Genomic DNA, 16,739 nt, shown 5'->3' with positions numbered 1-16,739 from the left:
TTTAATTTCTTTGGGTAAAAACATTTATTTTGCGAGGTAGATTAGAATGAAAAACAGTATCCTATTTATTACACTTATAAGCTTACAAAAACTAACTACACTTGGTTTTGGGAGCACACTCAATTATAGTGTCGGGGCTCGATCGGCAGCTATGGGCAACTCATCTGTTGTTTTACAAGATAGTTGGAGCGCCCAACACAATCAAGCCGGACTAGCCTATACCAAGGACTATTCTTCGGCACTTTACTACGAAAATCGTTTTTTTATAAAAGAAATTAGCCTAAAGAGCTTAGTTGTGGCTTTACCTATAAAAAAGGCTACCCTCGGCTTATTGGTGACCAACTTTGGCTACAAGCTATACCAAGACAACAAAATTGGGCTATCGTTTGCCAAACTATTAACCAATAATTTTGCGGTTGGTGTACAGTTTGCATACTTAAACACCCGAATAGCCGAAGGATATGGCAGCAAAAGTGCAGTGGCAGGAGAAATTGGGTTTATTGGCAAACCAACCAAAAATTTAACTGTTGGGGCTCATATATTTAATGTAACAAAAGCAGCCTATACTGCACAAGAAAAAATACCAACCACACTTCGCATAGGAATTGGCTATAGTTTCTCTGATAAAGTACAGCTTACAGCCGAAACAGAAAAAAACAATTTGAATAGTGCATTGCTTAAAACCGGTGTCGAATACACTCCTATCAAAGCACTTGCCATACGAGCAGGTGTTGCTAGTGCTCCGAATTACGCATTACTATCCTTAGGTTTTGGCTACAAAATTGGAAATCTACAAACAGACATATCCTCTAATTTCCATCCGGTGCTAGGCATTACATCGCAAATTGGCATTGCATTTTCGGTAAACAAATCGGCAAAAAATGCGGAGGAAAAGTAAATCATTCTTTGCAGTAGTATGTTACACTCTGCTAACCTTTGCAAGTTATGCGCAATCGGACAATCAGCTTATAAACCAAAAGCTTGAAAATATTGCAGAAAACACGAATAGCGAAGATCTAGATTACACACACATTTTAGAGCAAATAGAATACTATAAATTTAATCCGATTAACCTAAACAACACCGGATATGAACCTCTTTCGGAGCTACACTTATTATCCGAAATACAATTAATCAATTTTTTCAATCACATTCGCAAACACGGAAAACTTATTGCTATTCAAGAACTACAAAGTATTGATGGATTTGACCTAACAACTATATATACACTACTCCCGTATGTAACGTTAAAAAACAATACAATTGAATCGTTATCGTTTAAAACAATTCTAAAAGAGGGAAAAAACGAACTAATTATACGCAACTCGAGAGTTTTGGAGAAGCAAAAAGGATTCTCCCCCATCACAGATTCTGCACTAAACGCTAATCCCAACGCACGATACTTGGGTTCTCCGGATAAACTTTTTTTTAGATACAAATTTAACTATGCGAATAAAATCGGAATAAATTTTATTGCAGAAAAAGATGCGGGAGAAGAATTCTTTAGAGGAACTCAAAAAAACGGATTCGATTATTATAGCGCGAACCTATTTCTTAAGAACATTGGAAAAATAAAAGCACTTGTACTGGGCGATTATGTGGTAAACTTTGGTCAAGGACTGGTAATGTGGGCTAACTTAGGATTCTCTAAAACATCTGACGCTTTAAACATCAAACGAAATGCAGTTGGCATCAAACCGTATACTTCTATAAACGAAACTAATTTTTTAAGAGGCGCTGCCATCACTATTCAGACAAATAAAATTAATTACACCTTGTTTGCTTCGCACAAACTAGTAGATGCTACAGCCGGAGACACCTTAGATAATGGAGAACTACAAACTATCACATCGTTGCAAGAAACAGGAATTCATGCTACCGCCAACGAAATAGCCTATCGAAAAAATAGCGCCCAAACAATTGTTGGGGGAAATATGTGTTACACTCACAATCAGCTAAAACTAGGCATTACAGCACTGCATACACAATTTAGTAATCCACTAGCCAGAAATTTACAACCGTATAGCTTATATGAATTTACAGGAAAAGAGTTGTATAATATTGGAGCGGACTACAACTATCTTTGGAAAAACATAAACCTATTTGGAGAAATTGCTTATAGCAATAGTGGTGGAATAGCTACCGTTAATGGACTAATGGCGTCAATCGACTCAAGAGTTTCGGTAAGCTTATTGTATAGAAACTACCAACTAAAATACCAAGCACTACTAAGTAATCCTTTTGGAGAAGGCAGTAATCCATGGAATGAGAAAGGTTTCTACATTGGAACAACGATTAAAATAAATAACGCTACTACCCTTAATGCATATCACGATATTTTTGTGTTTCCGTGGCTACGATATCAGATTGATGCACCTTCCTACGGATACGACCGTTTTATTCAGCTAAACTACGAGCCTACAAAAAAATTTAGCATGTATGCACGATATCGAAAAAGAGATAAATTTAAAAACAGTACTAACAACGAACGTATTGACTTTACATCACTTATAGAGCAAGAAAACTATAGAGTAAACAGTAGTTTTCAAGCAACGCAAAGTATAAAAATACAGCAACGCATAGAACTGCTGCATCTTTTAAACCAAGCCAACAAAAAGGAATATGCATTTATTACCTATTGCGATTTATCAATAAAAAAGCCTAAGGGTAAAATTACATTTACTGCTCGCTATGCACTATTTGACACAGAAAGCTACAACTCACGAATATATGTATTTGAAAATGATGTTCCGGGCTCTTACTCTATACCCGCCTATTACTACAAAGGTTCCAGATTTTATATACTACTGGATTACACTATAAACAAGCATCTTACGCTATGGCTAAGACTTTCCCAAACTATTTATGATAATGTAAATGTTATAAGTGCCGGAAGTTTAAATGAAATTAATGGAAATACACGTACAGATGTAAGAACACAACTATCTTATAAATTTTAGTATAAAGTCTACTCTAAAATAATTTCCCATTTTGGGAACTATTGTGTACATTTGTAAAAAGAAGTTTACTTGAGAGTTATTTCTAAAAAAATATTACGCGACTTTTGGATCAAACATTCCGATTGTAAGGAACAATTAATGGCTTGGTATCAGGAAGCTTCTGAGGCTTACTGGAAAAGCTCAAAGCCAATTAAGGCGGCATACCCTTCGGCTAGCTTTTTAATAAACAATCGGGTGGTATTTAATGTTAAGGGGAATAAGTATCGTCTTATTGTTCGAATAAATTATGATTATGGAATGATTTGGATTCGGTTTATAGGAACACATGCCGAATACGATAGAATAGATGCAACTAAAATTTGACAAAATGACTATTAAACCGATTAAAACACAAAAGGACTATCAAGCTGCTTTGCTACGCTTGGAAGAAATATTTGACGCCAAAAAAGGCTCTAAGTATGGGGATGAATTAGAAATTTTAGCAATACTCATCGAGAAGTACGAAGACGAACATTTTCCAATTGGCTTTCCGGATCCTATTGAAGCTATTAAATTTAGAATGGAACAATTAGGATATAATCAAACTGAACTTGCCAAAGTAGTGGGATTAAAGAGCCGTGTAAGCGAAATTCTAAACAAGAAGAGAAAGCTTACTCTTGAAATGATCCGTCAATTGCACGCTGCTCTGCAAATACCAACCTCCGTGCTCATACGTGCGTATAAGTAGCCCAACATTATATTTACACGGTTTACAAATCGAAGTAAAAAAGCGTTTTGCAAGTATCCACTTGTTGTAATACTATTCTTACAAACTTTACTTAGCATCTAAACTATTTAAAGAATGAATCTCAAGGCCGGTTGCTCTATCATAGAACAAAACTGTTGTGTTGTTTAGTATATTACTATTACTGTTTTTATCCCATACATAATAATAATCAATTCCATATTCTTTTAATTGAATTGTATTTTGAGCAGTACTGAAATCGCTTGACAATTGACCATAATACGGGTTGCTTAAATAAAATGATATTAGTGCAGTGGATGCATACTGATTTCTTTTCTTAGATAATTTTTGTGATGCTACACGCCCTTTCAAATCTGGTCTTTTTTTGAGCGTATCAATAAGTTGAAATAAATTCTTATCTGCTTGATATGTTTCTTGCAGTTTAAGAATAGGGCTTTTTATAGTTTCAGAAAACTCTTCAAGACTTACGGACGTATCCTCTATAAAAATAAGCTGCTTTATTGGTCTTTTTATAACAACAAACAACATTAAACAGAAAATAATGATGCCAATAAATTTACCAAGCTTACTTACACGTATAATTTCCGAGATAAAATAAGTAGTAACTACTATCAACAATAAATTATTTATCCATAAGTATCTAGGTTCGATAATCACAAGCCCATAGCCACAATAAAAAAGAGCAATTGTAAACAAAGTCCCGCCAACTAGAAAACCAATCTTGCTGAATGGCTTTTTTATAAAAAGAAAAAATACAAATAAAGAAACGATTGAAATCATCCCAATCTGCCTTTTGAAATCATTATAATAAATACTCAAAAAATTACGTTTTACAACTAAAAAATAATTCTTAAAAGCTGCTTTAGAACTAAAGGCATCAAACCCTGCCACTTTTATTGATGCAGGATCTTCCCAGGCACACACTGCTGTTTCGTTTGACGGAGGCAATAACAATCCCCTTTCTGTAAATGGATGATGATACTCCTTTCCTTTTATATTCGTAACAATTTCAGGACTTAGGTTGTATGTGGCTGAATAACTAATTGTGAGTTTATTGTATTTGAAACTTAGTAGTAAAATCCAAGCACCACTAATAATAGAGAATACAAATACTGCGAAAAAATACTTCTTTACAACTGCTTTTCGAGCTATAAATTCGGCCTTCTTAAAAAAAGAAAAAAATTGAAACGCAGTAAAATGAACAAGAAAAAATGGAAGACCAAATGATTTAGAAAAATATAACAGGGCTCCTACTACCCCAAAAACGAATGGATTATTACTGTCAACAACACACATTTTTAAATACACCAGCAAAAACAAAAGCATTGTTAAATCGGCTGTCATCGTACTAAAAACATAAGACAAGATTATTGGCACAAAAGCCATTTTTAAGCCTTTCCTAAGCCATTCATTTATTTGTTGTTTTTCTATAAAAAAAAAGGAGTAGTGCAAAATAAACATCCCAATAGTAATTTGAAGCACTCTAAATGAAAAAATTGGATCTGCACCTATCCATAAAAAGGGAACTAAAAGCCAAGAAGTCAAAGGGCCCCAAAAACCATTTAATGCGTTATAAAAATCGCCTTCAACATACTTTTGTGCAATGGTTAAATATTGTAAGGTATCACTGTTGTCAACATAATAGCTTAAAATTGGGAATAACGCAATCGATAAAACAAGATAAATGAAAAGAAGAATAAATTCATAAAACTTTACTTTCCTTAGATCATTAAACATTGAAACATAATTTTCATCAAACCTAAAAAAAAATAACAAATGAAGATGTAAGAGTTCAAATATCCTTTAAATTCTAGGATTATTATATCTTTGCGCCCATCCATGCTATTATCCGCGCCATACAAAAAAAGTTATTATGACATTTTAAAGATAGCATATCCTGTATGCCTCAGCAATCTGGGGCATATTACCGTAGGCATTGTAGATACCGCCATGGTTGGCCAAGTAAGCACTACTGCACAAGCCGGAGTAGCTTTAGCAGGTAGTTTATTTTACATTTTATTAGTATTCGGCATTGGAATTGCATTTGGAGTAACACCTTATGCCGCAGAGGCAGATGCGCAAAACAATCATTCTAAAATAAAGGCTCTACTAAAAAACTCGTTGGTTTTAAATTTTCTGGTAAATATGATATTGGTGCTTATTTTAATAGCATCCTCCCCCTTACTCCGAAAACTTGATCAACCAATGGATGTAGTAGAAATTGCTATTCCATTTTTGGAAATATTAACTATTTCGCTTATTCCGTTAAGTATTTTTTCTGCGTTCAAACAATTTGCTGAAGGTTTATCTGACACCAAAATAGCTATGTTTATTAGTGTTGCAGGCAATGTAGTAAATATCTTCTTAAACTACGTTTTGATATTTGGCAAATGGGGATTTCCGAAAATGGGTGTTTTAGGCTCAGCCTGGGCAAGCCTGTATGCACGAATTATCATGGCAATTGGAATGAGTATGTATATTTTTACAAATAAAAAGTTCAAAGCTTATTCCTCAAATTTCATAAAAGAAAAAACTGATTTTAAAGAAATATACGCATTGTTTAAAGTAGGAGTTGCGTCCGGCCTACAGTGGGTTTTTGAGGTGGGAGCCTTTAGTTGCGCAGTAATTATGGCAGGCTGGCTTGGCACAAAACAACAAGCGGCACATCAAATTGCCGTGAGTATTGCAGCAGCAACTTATATGATAGCAAGCGGTATATCGGCAGGAGTATCCGTAAAAGTTGGAAATGCAGTAGGCGAAAGAAACAAAGAGCATATTAAAATATCCGGGAATAGTGGATTTATATTGGTACTTGCATTTATGTCATTGAGCTGTATTTTGTTGATTGCATGCAAAAACTATTTTCCTCTGTTATTCAGCAAAGACATAGAAGTAATTGAAATGGCAGCGTCTCTTATTGTTATTGCAGGAATTTTCCAGTTGTTTGACGGAGCACAGGTAGTTGGGTTGGGAGCATTGAGAGGACTAAAGGATGCTAAAATACCCACCATTACAACACTTTTTGCCTATTGGATAATAGGACTACCGGTTGGATATTTTTTAGCTTTTACTCTTAATATGGGTGTACAAGGCATTTGGTGGGGACTTTCAGTCGGACTACTTTTTTCTGCAGTTGCACTGTATGCTAGATTTAAGTTTATTGCTAAGTCTATTCATTTGGAATAATCTCCACTCCCACACTTCTCAAATCAATCCAAAAATTTGGATATGATTTTTTTACCACCTCCGGATTTTCAATACGTATAGATCCCATTACAAATACCAAAACAGCAAAAGACATGGCCATTCTATGGTCATCATACACATGAATACTTACAAGTTCAGCTATTTCAGGCTTTCGAGAGTCAATTCGTAATGAATTATCTATTATTCCAACGTTTACATTCAGTTTAATCAATTCGTTTTTAAGTGCTGTTAGTCTGTCGGTTTCCTTATTTCTCAATGTTTGCAATCCATTCAACAAAAACGAATTAGTTGTAAATGCCGCAGTAACACTTACTGTTTGTGCTAAATCAGGACAATTAATAAAATCAAACTCAACTAGATTCGTATCCGACATATGCTTTTGTAAAACTATTTCTTGTAACTCGTAAATTGTATGCACCCCAAAGTGCCTATATATAGATGCAACCGCTGCATCTCCTTGCCAACTGTCTTTCTTTAATCCGACTAGAGTTAGTGTACACTCTTTACAAAGTGCAGCAACAGAATACCAATAAGAAGCCGCAGACCAATCTGATTCTACAGTATAAAAAGAAATATTATTTTCATCTCTATCCAACAAATGAGTTCGGTACTTTCCTGAATTTACAACTAACGTATTCTCTTTTCTCTGCACACGTACACCAAAAAGATTCATCATCTCCGTGGTCATTTTAAAATACGATTCAGATACAATCCCTTCGTTTATAGTAATACTCAAACCATCCTTTAAAGCAGGCGCAATAAGTAATAATGCAGAAATAAACTGACTGCTAATAGCACCCGTAATATTTACAGTACCTCCTTCTAACTTTTTTCCAATAATTTTCAAGGGTGGAAAACCAACAGACTCTAGATATTCGATATCTGCTCCAATTTGTTTTAATGCTTCTACCAAGGGTTTTATTGGCCGCTGGTGCATTCTCGAACTGCCCTTCAAAAACCAAGTACCCTCTGTTATAGAAAGTAATGCAGTTAAAAAACGAAAAGATGTACCGGCATCACCAACATCAACTACATTAGCACTTTTAGCTTTAATTAGCTGCAATGCTTCTTGCAACGACTTGGTATCATTACTCTCAGAAATATTCTTAATTGTAAAATTATCGTTGCAAAGCGCATGTATAATTAGCAGTCTGTTTGATTCACTTTTAGAGGCAGGCAATTGAATTCTGCCAACAACTTTATCTCCTGTATATTTAAGAAGGTAACTCAATCTGCTAAATAATATTCTATAGATTCGCGAATCATCTTAGATGTAATAAAATTGTCAAATGTTGGAGAGCCAATTTCTTTTAGCAATGTAAAATTAATTCTACCATCAACATTTTTTTTATCAAACAAAGTAAGCCTTACAATTCCTTCAATATCCGGTTTTGAAAAACGAACTTTAGTGTATTTTAACAGAATATCTTTTTTCATTGCGTCTACTTGTATCTTAGGAAACCCTAAAATTTTGAAAGACAAATAAGTTTCGCAAATTAATCCAATTGCTATTGCTTCGCCATGCAACAATTGGCGTTTACCTTTATTCATCAACAAAGCCTCAACTGCATGTCCAATGGTATGTCCGTAATTTAAAAATTTACGAATGCCTTTTTCTAACGGATCTTTCTGAGCTATCTTATTTTTATACTCTACCGATTTCTTGATTAATTCTATAAACAAATTATTCTTAGCAACATCTTTAAGAGAAATTTTTTGTGTAGTGCTGAAAAGGCTTTTACTACTTAATAACGCATGCTTTATCATTTCCGCAAAACCAGAGCGAATTTCCCTGTCTGATAATGTTCTCAAAAAATCGGAACCTATAAAAACTGCAATTGGATCGCTCACCAAACCAATCTGATTTTTTGCGCCTCCAAAATCTATACCCACCTTTCCTCCTACCGATGCGTCAACCATACTAAGCAACGTAGTTGGAATATTTATAAAACGAATTCCTCTTTTGTAAGTTGCAGCAACAAAGCCTCCTAAATCTGTTACAACACCACCTCCTATATTTACCAAAACGGTATTCCTATCTGCTTTAAGTTTCAACAAAGAATGCCATAATCGATTAACCGTATTAATTGATTTATGTTTTTCTCCACTTTTAATTGTAAGGACCTGAGCTTTGCTAAGTGTTGAAGAAGAATTTAAAATTGGCTTTAGGCAACATCGAAAAACATTATCATCTGTTAGAAATATAATTTTTTTTACAGGAATTTTGTTGACTCTTATAAAGCTAACAAAAGCAGAATCAATAGAATGACCTATTACTATAGGATACTTGTTATTCTTAACAACAGCTTTAGTTTTTTTGCCAGTTTTCAAAACAAATGAATAATTAACTTAAATTTATAGAGATTTCCATAAATAAGACTAAAATACTTTAAATATATGGTCTCTTTTGAGAATACAGAGATAGCTTTTGCATCAAAAACAACAGGTGCGTTAAACAAAGCATATTGGTTGTTTAAATTAATTGGCAATAGCAACGTTGTAACTGTTGGAAAATCGCTTACTGAGTTTGCATTGAAAATTAATTTCCCTATTAAAACAATTATTAAGGCTACTATTTTTAAACAGTTTGTTGGAGGCGAAACAATAGAGGAATGCGAATCGACCATCAATAAATTGGGGCAATATAACATTGGCGCTATTCTTGACTATTCTGTAGAAGGCAAAGAAAGCGAACAAGATTTTGATAATTGTGCTAAGGAAACACTAGCCACCATTCAAAAAGCAAAAAACAATAAACATATACCTTTCTGCGTTTTTAAAATTACCGGTTTGGCTCGTTTTGCTTTATTGGAAAAAGTAAGTGCAAATAAAACTTTAAGTGAAACAGAAAAAGAAGAATTTGAAAAAGTAAAAAGCAGAATCTATATCATTTGTAAATCTGCTTTTGAAAACAACATTCCAATTTTTATTGATGCAGAAGAAAGTTGGATCCAGCAAGCAATGGACGACTTAGCGGATGAAATGATGGAACAATTTAATAAAACCCGTGTAATAGTTTATAATACATTTCAATTGTATCGCAAAGACAGATTGGACTATTTGAAAAAATCGCACGAAAAAGCTAGAGCAAAAAAATATTTGTTGGGCGCTAAATTAGTTAGAGGTGCTTACATGGAAAAAGAACGCCTTCGCGCTAAAGAGCTTGCATATGCATCGCCTATTAATGATACAAAAACAGACACCGATAATTTGTATGATGCAACATTACGGTATTGCATAGATCATATTTCCTCAATTGCTATTTGTGCCGGCTCACACAACGAAAAAAGTTCGTTATTGCTAGTAGAATTAATGAGTAAAAATAATATTCCGAACAACCACCCCCACATTTATTTCTCTCAGCTATTTGGCATGAGTGATCATATTAGTTTTAATTTGGCTGCCGCAGGATATAACGTTGCAAAATATGTTCCTTATGGCCCGGTAAAGGAAGTATTACCTTATTTAATTAGACGTGCGCAAGAAAACACCTCAGTAAAAGGTCAAACCGGACGAGAGCTTAATTTAATTATCAAAGAGAAAAAAAGAAGAAGCTAATTTTATTGCATTAACAATACTTAACAATTAAATATTTAGCACATAAATTATTTATCCTACTTTTCTATTTAGTGAAAAACACAATCATAATTTATTTGCTTCTTTTACTCGTTGGCTTTAGTCAATTTATACAAAGCCAAACAAACCAAAATACCATAACAGTGGTTGGAAAAGTTGTTGACTATAAATCTAAAGTTCCACCAGAACGAATTATGGTTGTAAACAAAAGAACCTACACCGGAATGATTGTAGGAGCTGATGGAAAATTTACAACCACCATACCTAAAACAGATACACTCATTATTACTGCACTTGGGTATGAACTAAAAAACATATGTTTTAAGGATTCTATTTCAAAGACGAATTACCAAATATTAATTTCGCTCTACCCAAAAACCTATTATGGCAACGAGGTGGTAATACGACCTATAAAACCTATAAAAGAAGTTGAAAAAGAAATTGGAAGCATTTCCTCTACCTATAAGCCATCCTATAGCAACATTGGACGAGACAATGTAATTACCGCACTGTATATGCGCTTTAGCAAATTCGAACAAAGCAAACAGCGTGTGGCTGAATTAGAAGAGCGTGATGCCATGCAAGATGCACTAAAAGAGCTATTGCGAATTTACATCAAAAACGACATTATGTATTTAGATGATAAAGAATTTGATGATTTTATTGAATTTTGCGGTCTAAATATTAACTATGTTCAATCATCTACCATGTACGAGCTAGCAGAATACATAAAGCAACGATACGATATTTATAAAACTCTTATTTTTAGGAGAAAGAAAATCAAATAATTACTTGTCTTTACTATTTCATAAGTATATTTAGCTATGTCAATTATCAACTCTATAGCTTCTTGGGTGCTAAAAAAGCAAATGCACCAAATTGAGCTATTTATGAAGTACCCGAACGAAGTTCAAAACGAATGCCTTCTAAAACTTACACATACTGCACGAAATACGGAATGGGGAAAAAAATATGATTTTAAATCCATACAATCCTATTCAGATTTTAGTTCACGGATTCCGCTACAAGATTATGAATCATTAAAAAATGATATAGAACGGACAAGAAGAGGCGAGCAAAATATTTTATGGCCAACGGAAATAAAATGGTTTGCAAAATCGTCAGGAACCACTAGTGATAAAAGTAAATTCATTCCAGTAAGTCAAGAATCGTTGGAAGAATGCCACTACAAAGGCGGGAAAGATATGGTGGCTCTATTTTGCAATAACCATTCCAATACCGAGTTGTTTACCGGAAAAAATTTGGCACTTGGAGGCAGCCACAAAACAGACAAATATGGCGATTACGAATCTTATCATGGAGATTTGTCTGCCATTGTAATTCAGAACCTGCCGATGTGGGCTGAATTTTTGCGCGCTCCGGATATTACCATTGCACTAATGGACGAGTGGGAAGAAAAACTAGAAAAACTAGCACGCACTACTATGTTTGAAAATGTTACCAGTATTGCCGGTGTTCCTTCTTGGATGCTGGTTTTACTTAAACATATTTTAAAAATAAGTGGTAAAAAAAACATAAAAGAAGTGTGGCCCAATTTGGAAGTGTTTTTTCATGGAGGAATAAATTTCACTCCCTACCGAGAGCAGTTTAAAGAATTATTTGGTAGCAGTAATGTCTCCTTTTTAGAGTTATACAATGCATCGGAAGGTTTTTTTGGAATACAAGACAAATTAAATTCTGAAGAACTTTTGCTCATGCTCGACTATGGAATATTTTACGAATTTATTCCCATGGAATATTTTGAAACAGATTCGAAAAAAACAATTCCACTGAGTGAAGTCGAGCTGAATAAAAACTATGCGATGGTAATATCAAGCACATCGGGTTTGTGGCGGTACATGATTGGCGATACGGTGCAATTCACATCCACATATCCATACCGATTTAAAATTTCCGGACGTACCAAACATTTTATAAATGCCTTTGGAGAAGAAGTAATTATAGACAATGCTGAAAAAGCATTAGCCATTGCATGCGAAAAAACAAATGCCATTATTACAGAATACACAGCAGGACCAATATACATGGACAACTCTACTACAGGTGCACACGAATGGTATATTGAATTTGAAAAACATCCGGACAATTTAAATTACTTTACCGAAATGCTTGACAATGCGCTGAAATCAATCAACTCAGATTACGAAGCAAAACGCTACAATAATATGGCACTAAAAATGCCTACTGTTAAAACTGTGCCAACCAATACATTTCACAATTGGCTAAAATCAAAAAATAAACTGGGCGGACAAAACAAAGTACCTCGCTTATCCAATGACAGAAAGTATTTGGAGGAATTGAATAAATTTACTTGCTAAATAAACTACCAAGTGCTTTACAAAACATATATGAGCAAATCAATTATACTAGTTATATCTACATTCTTACTATTAAGTTTAAAATCCGACAACACATTCCAACTCAAATCTAACTTCAACTATCAAGATATATCGTATTTCGAAGCTGACTATCTAAACAACATTTACTTACTTTCCAACAATATCGTTCAAAAGAGAGATATAAACGGAAACGTAATGAGAACGTTTAATAATAAAAATTTAGGAAATATATTTTCCATTGATGCGAGTAATCCATTAAAAAATTTAATCTTTTATAAAGAATTTAGAACCATTCTTTTTTTAGATAACACACTTACGTTGAATGGAGGGCCCTACTTACTTGATGATAGCGGAATACACCAACCTTTATTAGCATGCAGTTCGTTTAACAATAGCATCTGGGTTTACGACCAACAAAATTTCGAATTAGTGAGATTAAGTGTCGATCTAAAAATAACACACCGGACAGGAAACATTGTTCAACTAACACAAGTAAGAAACATAAATCCAAATTTTATGGTTGAGTATAACAACCTACTTTACTTAAACGACCCGGCACAAGGCATTTTCGTATTCGATATTTTTGGAACATACAAAAAATTAATTCCGATTAAGATTAGCAATCATTTTCAAATAACCGAAGACTATGTGCTTTTTTGCAAAAACGATTCGTTATGGAGCTACAATTTTACATCTTTCGACAAAACATTTTTGACAACAGATACCGCACTTATTAAAGTAAAAAAAACAAAAGACTATTTAATAACATTTAGCAAAAATCAAGCTAAAACATATTACATTAAATAATTGATAAATACCCACTTTACACTCAAAATAAATTCATTCTAATCATTTGCTAAATACCAACCTATTTGTATATTAGATACGATTTACAAACAAGTACTTTTTGATAAAATAACTACTATGCATATTGCAATTGCCGGAAATATTGGTTCAGGAAAAACTACACTTACTACACTTTTATCAAAACATTATAATTGGGTTCCACATTACGAGGATGCTGACGACAATCCATATTTAAATGATTTTTACGAAGACATGCAACGTTGGTCTTTCAACTTGCAAGTGTACTTCCTGAATAGCCGTATTCAGCAATTATTAGAGTTCCGAAAGAAAAAACAAACCATCATCCAGGATAGAACTATTTACGAAGATGCATACATATTTGCTCCTAATCTTCATTCCATGGGTTTAATGACTACACGTGATTTTGAAAGTTACTTTGCCCTTTTTAAAGTAATGGAGCATTTTATTAAACCACCGGATTTATTGGTTTATTTACGTGCATCAGTTCCAACATTGGTTTCTCAAATTCAAAAAAGAGGGCGCGATTATGAAAACGCCATTCGTTTAGACTACTTAAAACGTTTAAATGAACGTTATGAGGCTTGGATTACGACCTACGACCAAGGAAAGTTGTTGATAATTGATGTTGATGACAATAAATTTTCGGAGAAAAAAGAAGATTTAGGTAAAGTAATTCAAAAAATTGACGGAGAAATTAACGGTCTCTTCTAATTCACAAATCACTTACTTAACTTTTTCAATATTTTTCTTGCCCTTGATTTGAATCCAGGCGAAGAATATGGATATTGTTTCTCCACCTCCCATTTTAACTCATTTACAATTTCCGGTATCCTTGAAGATATATTCGCTAGAACAGTCATAGAATACACTTTAACAGCAATAGGTTCGGAATTTGACTGCAAAAAACCAAAGCAGATATTAATTACCCTTCCTAACAATTCTTCAGGAATAGTTGCAAACTGAAATATTCGAACTGTATTTCGCTTCACAGCATCATGGACATTTTTGTTTTCCAGATTCAATACCATACGCTCTAAATAGCTATCGACTAAATGTGGGTGAGCGTCAAAACAGTGGCTAACAATCCAAGATGCGTACTGACTTAATTTATAATCATCACCAAAAAACAACTTCATTAAATGGCTAAACTTAGTTTTGTCCGAACCAATATAATTTGCAATTCGCAATGTATTTGCTTTTGAATACTCACTCAAAAGCTCCTTACGAAAATCCATTAAATTTTATCTGTTTTATTCAACGACATATATGTATTAAATATATCTCTCGATCTTAGATACCCAACAAATTGCTTATTGTCTGCAACCGGAATTTTATCGTAATCATGCTGCATCATCGTTTTTAAACCCGCGCTCAATTTCTCCGTAACATCTAATGCTACGATATTTTTATCTATAAAGTTGTTGATTGTTACAGTTTCATTCTTTAGAACTTCAGCTGCTACATTTACCTTTCGTAAAGAAATCATTCCCGCAAATTCATTGGAGTTTGTAACTACTACAAAATCACTGGCTGCAATTTTCACAGACATATCTAATAGACTTGACAACAAATCTGAATCCTTTACAACTGCAATATTTCTGAGCTCGTCTTTCTTATTGCTAAAATAAATTTTCTCTAAAACATCCAATCGCATATCCCAAAAATGAGCGGGACTTGCAAAACGATTCGGCAACTGATTTTTATATATCGATATCTTTTTAGATAAGATAAACGTAAAAATAGATACAATAATCAAGGGAGGAAGAAGAACATAAGTACCTGTCATCTCGCACACCATTATGATACCTGCAATTGGAGCATTAGCTACTCCTGCATAAAAAGCGCCCATTCCAACTACTACATACGAAGAAAAAGAAACCGTATTGTCATCAAAAAAAAGTTGAGCCAATGTACCTACACAGGCACCAAGCATAGCTCCAATAAACAAAGATGGGCCAAAAATTCCTGCTGCTCCACCTGTACCGATTGTAAGTGTAGTTGCTACAATCTTTAAAAGAGCAATCAACAAAAATGCTATTGCTATTGCGAACTGAGCATTCCCCATAAACACCGGCTTTTTACCTCCTGCTACAGCCAACATAAAATCTTGCCCGGTACCTGATATTTCAAAAAAGAGTAGCGAAAGTACTCCTACCAATAAACCTCCTATTGCCGGCTTTAATGCAGGATGAAGATTAAATTTCATAAAATATTTAGGAGTGTCATTAAATCCCTTTATAAACAAATACCCAAATGGATAACACATTATTCCCAACAACAAATAAAATGGCAATTCGGAAAAGTGAAAATGGTAGTTTGCAATAATATTCATAAAATGAGAGGACCCTGCAAACCAAGTGTAAACAATATAAGCAGTAACTGATGAGATAAAACAAGGAATTAAAGCATCTGCCTCAATATCTTCTTTATATACCATTTCGGCTGCTGTTAATGCTCCACCTAATGGCGATTTAAACACACTGCCCAATCCGGCTGCTGTTCCAGCCAATAACAAAGTTCTTCTGGCTCTAGCACCTGTATTTACAATTTTGGAAACTATAGCCCCAATTCCTGCTCCAATAAAAGCAATTGGCCCTTCCTTTCCTCCGCTTCCTCCGGAGGAAAGTGTAAATATGGTAGTTATCGATTTATAAAACGGAGCCTTTGTTTCAATTACACCCTCGTTTTGATGAAATGCATATATCATCTGATCGACTCCGGTACCGGCAGATGACTTAGAAAATTTATTTGTTATAATTCCGGTAATGAGCCCTCCAACAGAAGGAATCAAAACTATTAAAAGGGCTGTTACAACATCAATGTCAGTACGAAAAGATTGCGTTGCTATATCCGAATCGAAGTTGTACTTATGTAGCTTATAAACAAAGTGGGTGGCCTGTTCCAACAACCAAACAAAGCCAATAGCAAATAATCCGGTAACAACTCCAATTAAAATAGAGAGTACATATATATTATTGGCATTCTTCGTTTTGAAAAACATACGTGCAAATATATAGTAGAATTACTTATAAAATACTTTAAATAAAAATGGTCGAGCTACAT

At 34.1% G+C, this 16,739-nt stretch carries 15 protein-coding genes; 10 read left to right on the top strand and 5 right to left on the bottom strand.

The window, feature by feature from the left end:
* Positions 1-46 precede the first annotated feature (46 nt).
* From J0M08_03710 to J0M08_03695, 4 genes are all read left to right on the top strand, one after another.
* Positions 47-898, top strand: a complete 852-nt coding sequence (locus J0M08_03710; GenBank protein ID MBN8702144.1) for a hypothetical protein — start codon at positions 47-49, stop codon at positions 896-898.
* A complete protein-coding gene (locus J0M08_03705; GenBank protein ID MBN8702143.1) occupies positions 882-2,960 on the top strand; it encodes a hypothetical protein in 2,079 nt (692 codons plus the stop codon). The genes J0M08_03710 and J0M08_03705 overlap by 17 nt, the downstream gene beginning before the upstream one ends.
* Before the next feature lie 69 nt (positions 2,961-3,029).
* Positions 3,030-3,323: a type II toxin-antitoxin system HigB family toxin gene (locus J0M08_03700; GenBank protein ID MBN8702142.1), complete on the top strand. Its 294-nt coding sequence runs from the start codon at positions 3,030-3,032 to the stop codon at positions 3,321-3,323.
* 4 nt (positions 3,324-3,327) lie between these two features.
* Positions 3,328-3,687 (top strand): helix-turn-helix domain-containing protein, encoded by a 360-nt coding sequence (locus J0M08_03695; protein MBN8702141.1) that lies wholly within the window; start codon positions 3,328-3,330, stop codon positions 3,685-3,687.
* An 87-nt stretch (positions 3,688-3,774) separates the two neighbouring features.
* Here the strand turns inward: J0M08_03695 and J0M08_03690 are convergent, their stop codons facing one another.
* On the bottom strand, positions 3,775-5,442 hold the full coding sequence (locus J0M08_03690) for a hypothetical protein (GenBank protein MBN8702140.1): 1,668 nt from the start codon (positions 5,440-5,442) through the stop codon (positions 3,775-3,777).
* A gap of 102 nt (positions 5,443-5,544) precedes the next feature.
* Here J0M08_03690 and J0M08_03685 point away from each other — a divergent pair, with 102 nt between their 5' ends.
* A complete protein-coding gene (locus J0M08_03685) occupies positions 5,545-6,891 on the top strand; it encodes an MATE family efflux transporter (protein MBN8702139.1) in 1,347 nt (448 codons plus the stop codon).
* Here the strand turns inward: J0M08_03685 and aroA are convergent.
* Both aroA and aroB read right to left on the bottom strand, forming a co-directional pair.
* Complete coding sequence (gene aroA / locus J0M08_03680; protein MBN8702138.1) at positions 6,875-8,143, bottom strand: 3-phosphoshikimate 1-carboxyvinyltransferase; 1,269 nt, start codon at positions 8,141-8,143, stop codon at positions 6,875-6,877. The two genes, J0M08_03685 and aroA, sit on opposite strands and share 17 nt — an antisense overlap.
* A complete protein-coding gene (gene aroB, locus J0M08_03675) occupies positions 8,140-9,243 on the bottom strand; it encodes a 3-dehydroquinate synthase (protein ID MBN8702137.1) in 1,104 nt (367 codons plus the stop codon). The genes aroA and aroB overlap by 4 nt, the downstream gene beginning before the upstream one ends.
* Before the next feature lie 66 nt (positions 9,244-9,309).
* Here aroB and J0M08_03670 point away from each other — a divergent pair, with 66 nt between their 5' ends.
* The 5 genes from J0M08_03670 to J0M08_03650 all read left to right on the top strand — a co-directional run bounded on the left by J0M08_03670 (position 9,310) and on the right by J0M08_03650 (position 14,387).
* Entirely contained in the window at positions 9,310-10,470 is a 1,161-nt protein-coding gene (locus tag J0M08_03670; protein MBN8702136.1) for a proline dehydrogenase family protein, read from the top strand.
* A gap of 71 nt (positions 10,471-10,541) precedes the next feature.
* Positions 10,542-11,276 (top strand): hypothetical protein, encoded by a 735-nt coding sequence (locus J0M08_03665; GenBank protein MBN8702135.1) that lies wholly within the window; start codon positions 10,542-10,544, stop codon positions 11,274-11,276.
* A 36-nt stretch (positions 11,277-11,312) separates the two neighbouring features.
* The gene (locus tag J0M08_03660) at positions 11,313-12,827 is read left to right on the top strand and encodes a GH3 auxin-responsive promoter family protein (GenBank protein ID MBN8702134.1); all 1,515 of its coding nucleotides are present in this window, start codon (positions 11,313-11,315) and stop codon (positions 12,825-12,827) included.
* A 30-nt stretch (positions 12,828-12,857) separates the two neighbouring features.
* Positions 12,858-13,655 (top strand): hypothetical protein, encoded by a 798-nt coding sequence (locus tag J0M08_03655; GenBank protein ID MBN8702133.1) that lies wholly within the window; start codon positions 12,858-12,860, stop codon positions 13,653-13,655.
* 117 nt (positions 13,656-13,772) lie between these two features.
* On the top strand, positions 13,773-14,387 hold the full coding sequence (locus tag J0M08_03650; protein ID MBN8702132.1) for a deoxynucleoside kinase: 615 nt from the start codon (positions 13,773-13,775) through the stop codon (positions 14,385-14,387).
* Positions 14,388-14,395: 8 nt separating this feature from the next.
* Here J0M08_03650 and J0M08_03645 read toward each other — a convergent pair whose 3' ends face one another.
* Together J0M08_03645 and J0M08_03640 are read right to left on the bottom strand one after the other, a co-directional pair.
* A complete protein-coding gene (locus J0M08_03645) occupies positions 14,396-14,911 on the bottom strand; it encodes a hypothetical protein (GenBank protein ID MBN8702131.1) in 516 nt (171 codons plus the stop codon).
* Positions 14,911-16,677 (bottom strand): chloride channel protein, encoded by a 1,767-nt coding sequence (locus tag J0M08_03640; GenBank protein MBN8702130.1) that lies wholly within the window; start codon positions 16,675-16,677, stop codon positions 14,911-14,913. Before J0M08_03640 ends, J0M08_03645 begins: the two co-directional genes overlap by 1 nt.
* Between the last annotated feature and the right edge of the window lie 62 nt (positions 16,678-16,739).

The organism is Bacteroidota bacterium, from assembly GCA_017303975.1.
Taxonomy (GTDB): Bacteria; Bacteroidota; Bacteroidia; order JAFLBG01; family JAFLBG01; genus JAFLBG01.
Note: the sequence above shows the minus strand (reverse complement) of the source record. Positions and strands in the feature narration are given on the sequence as shown.